We start from the raw sequence: 3,004 nt of genomic DNA, 5'->3' as shown, positions 1-3,004 counted from the left end.
CCCCGGACGGGGCGGCCCACCGCCGTGCCGTGGCTCGCGTCTCGCGCCGAACGCCGCATCCCCGTCCGGTGCCGCGGCCCCCGGACCGGCTCACATGGGATCCATGGTTCCGCTGCCGGGCCCATTGACCCGCTCGCTCACCTCCCGGATCCGCAGGGCCTTGCGCATGAGCCGGTCGTGCTCCGCCGGTTCGGTGGCGTGCGCCGCGGCCTGCTCCAGCTCCTGGGCCTTGTCGCGCATCCGACGGGCGTTCTCGTCCGTTCCGCTGGTGGCGTCCATCGAGTCCTCCTGGGATGTCGGGTCGGGGTCCGGAACGGTCAGTGCTCCTCACCGGGTGGAGGGGTACAGGCGATGCACTCCGCGTCGATCTGGTCGGCGAGCCGGTTGAGCACCCCGGTCATGGCGAGCACGGTCTGGGGATCGGCATCCGTCTCCTCGGCATCCGTCGCGTCCAGCCAGTCGGCCGCGACCCGGCGCAGCAGCGCCGTCACCTGCTCGGCCGGTATGAGGAGGACGCCCTCTTCCGTGGGGATCAGGGGGATGGGGATCTGGATCATGTAGCCGCCGCCTCTCGCCGAGGTGTCGGGTGCGCACCGTTCGTCCGCCCCTCTCCTGGAGCGGGTACCCGGGCAGGGGGACGGCAACCCGGAGAGCGCCCGAACGGGGCCCCGGGCCGCCGCGGCGCGGGAAACGACGCACCGCGGGCCGCTCGCCGCACGGTACGGGGCACGACACGACGCATTGGTTGGACCGAGTCGTATGAAAAAGGATATCCGGGGTACGGGTCAGCTTGCCGGAGTGGTTGTCGTGACGCAGCAGGGAATCATGTTGTTGCCTCCAAGGATCGGCGGCCACTCCGGTCCGCCCGGAGCGGCCGTGGTGTGCGGTTCCGTTCCCGGGGCAGGCGGTCCAAGGGCGGACGTTCTGCGACCGGAGGAGTTGTTTCACGTGACCGAGCACGGATGGAGCTACGCGGCGACCTCGGGGCACCTGGCCGGCGCCGATCTGACCGGGTACAGGGTCGAGGCGACCGACGGCGGCATCGGCAAGGTGGACAAGCACTCCGACGAGGCCGGTGAGGCATATCTGGTGGTGGACACCGGCGTGTGGATCCTCGGGAAGGAGGTGCTCCTGCCGGCGGGCACCGTGACCCGTGTCGACCTGGAGGAGGAGAAGGTCTACGTGAACATGACCAAGGACCAGATCAAGGACGCTCCGGAGTTCCACCGGGAAGCCCATCTCGCGGACCCCGAGTACCACGACCAGATCGGTACCTACTACGGCATCGGCGGCTCGTTCGGCAGCCACCGCGCCTGACGGGCACGGCCGGGCGCGGCCGGGCCGCGCGTCAGCCGCCGGCCACGGGGCGTGAGCGCGGCAGCCGTGCCTCACGGACTCTCGCCCGCACCGGGGCTACCGTGGACGGGACCTGTCCCACCCGAGCGGCAGATGAGGCTGGCAGCTGTGTCCACGTCGAGCCATGAGGTCTCCGGAGCCCCCTGCTGGGTCAGCCTGATGACCCCGGACCTTGATTCCGCACAGCGGTTCTACGGCGCTGTGCTGGGCTGGGAGTTCCGCCCCACCGATCTCGGAGACGGCTTCACCGTCGCCTTCCGCGACGGGGCCCCCGTCGCCGGCCTCAGCGCGCTGGCCCAGCGGCTGAGCCTGTCGGCCGTCTGGACCCCGTACTTCGCCGTCGACGACGCCGATGTCACCGCCGCGCGGATCCGGGAACGCGGTGCCACCACGGCCGTCGGCCCGCTCGCCTTCGGCACCGGCCGGGCCGCCGTCGCGGCGGATCCGGCCGGCGCCGTCTTCGGGTTCTGGGAGGGAGAGGTGATCCCGGACTGGTCGGTGGGCCGCGGCACGGCTCCGGCCTGGCTTGAACTGCGTACGCGGGACGCCTTCGCGGCCGCCATCTTCTACGGCGAGGTCCTCGACTGGGCGGGCGAGCAGCCAGGCTGTTGCTCGGTCTCCTACGAACACGACCACGTCGTGCTCCGCCACGGCCGCGACACCGTGGCCCGCATCAGCGGCGGCGCGCTCGAAGCGGACCCCGACCCGCTCGTGCGCCCGCGCTGGCACGTCCACTTCCGCGTCCCGGACCTGGAGACGACGGTGGAGGCGGCCCTCGGGAGCGGCGGGCGGACCGCGTCGCCGGTGCGGACGACCAGCGACGCCCGGTCGGTCGTCCTCGCCGACGCCGAAGGCGCGCTCTTCACCGTGGTGGCCCCGCACCGCCCTCCCGCCTGACCGCGGGACCGGCGCCGCGCCGGGCCCTCACGTGCGGGAACGGCCGAAGAACTCCACCTCCGCCACCGCCACCTGCCGGTCCGGGCCGCTGCCGTACGCCGACCGCAGCACGAGCCGTACGGAAACCGTGTCCCGGCCCCGGACGTCGACGCGCTGGACGCCTCCGTCGTCGAGGGTCCTGTGGACGGTCCGGGCACGGCCTGCCGAGTCGGTCACGATCAGGTCGACCTCCTGCGGCCGGGCCTGGTCGGCGGCCTGGCCGGGTCGCTTGGAGGTGCCCGGCGTGAGGAGCACGGCGAGGAGGCCCACGGGCTGGGCGAAGTCCGCCTGGAGGTGCTGGCCGTTGGAATCGCCCGCGTACCCCGTGCCCCACCAGGTGTTGGAGTAGCTGTCGAAGGCCGCCTCCGGGCCGTGGCCCGCGGCGGAGTGGGAGGCGCTCCAGGCGGTGGGGCGGACCGCGACCCGCTTGGCGAAGTGGTCCTGGACCGCGCGGGCGGCCGGCGGGCCCCCGATCAGGCCGCCGACGGCCACCAGGACGACCACGGCCACCACGACGGCCCGCACGATCCACTGCCGCCGCTCCCGCCGCAGGGCCGGACGCTGCCCCGCGAAGGGCCCGTGCGCCGACTCCTCGCGCCGGGTGCCCAGCGGCGCGGCGCAGGAGCGGCAGAAGGCCCGGGCCGGGGCGTTCGCCCGGCCGCAGTCCGGGCACGGCGGCCCCTGCTGCCCCGCGGCCGGCCGCGGGGTGCGT

The 3,004-nt window shown here is 73.8% G+C and carries 5 protein-coding genes; 2 read left to right on the top strand and 3 right to left on the bottom strand.

All coding sequences use genetic code 11. The features are described from left to right. Positions 1-90 precede the first annotated feature (90 nt). Together ABT106_RS31605 and ABT106_RS31600 are read right to left on the bottom strand one after the other, a co-directional pair. The gene (locus ABT106_RS31605) at positions 91-279 is read right to left on the bottom strand and encodes a DUF6381 family protein (RefSeq protein ID WP_351284405.1); all 189 of its coding nucleotides are present in this window, start codon (positions 277-279) and stop codon (positions 91-93) included. Positions 280-317: 38 nt separating this feature from the next. After that, positions 318-557: a DUF6213 family protein gene (locus ABT106_RS31600; protein ID WP_267726189.1), complete on the bottom strand. Its 240-nt coding sequence runs from the start codon at positions 555-557 to the stop codon at positions 318-320. Between the two features lie 391 nt (positions 558-948). On the opposite strand from ABT106_RS31600, the gene ABT106_RS31595 reads away from it, so the two are divergent. Together ABT106_RS31595 and ABT106_RS31590 are read left to right on the top strand one after the other, a co-directional pair. Beyond that, on the top strand, positions 949-1,317 hold the full coding sequence (locus ABT106_RS31595; RefSeq protein WP_351284401.1) for a PRC-barrel domain-containing protein: 369 nt from the start codon (positions 949-951) through the stop codon (positions 1,315-1,317). A 198-nt stretch (positions 1,318-1,515) separates the two neighbouring features. Continuing rightward, positions 1,516-2,253 carry a VOC family protein gene (locus ABT106_RS31590; protein WP_351284407.1) on the top strand — a complete coding sequence of 246 codons (738 nt, stop codon included), beginning with the start codon at positions 1,516-1,518 and terminating at the stop codon, positions 2,251-2,253. A gap of 27 nt (positions 2,254-2,280) precedes the next feature. On the opposite strand, the gene ABT106_RS31585 is transcribed toward ABT106_RS31590, so the two are convergent. Further along, positions 2,281-3,004, bottom strand: a 724-nt coding sequence (locus tag ABT106_RS31585) for an NADase-type glycan-binding domain-containing protein (protein ID WP_502979541.1), incomplete at its 5' end; no start/stop codon positions are given.

Source organism: Streptomyces sp. NPDC002044, assembly GCF_040296725.1.
GTDB lineage: Bacteria > Actinomycetota > Actinomycetes > Streptomycetales > Streptomycetaceae > Streptomyces > Streptomyces antarcticus.
The sequence above is the reverse complement of the archived record's forward strand: the minus strand, read 5'-3'. Positions and strand labels throughout refer to the sequence as shown.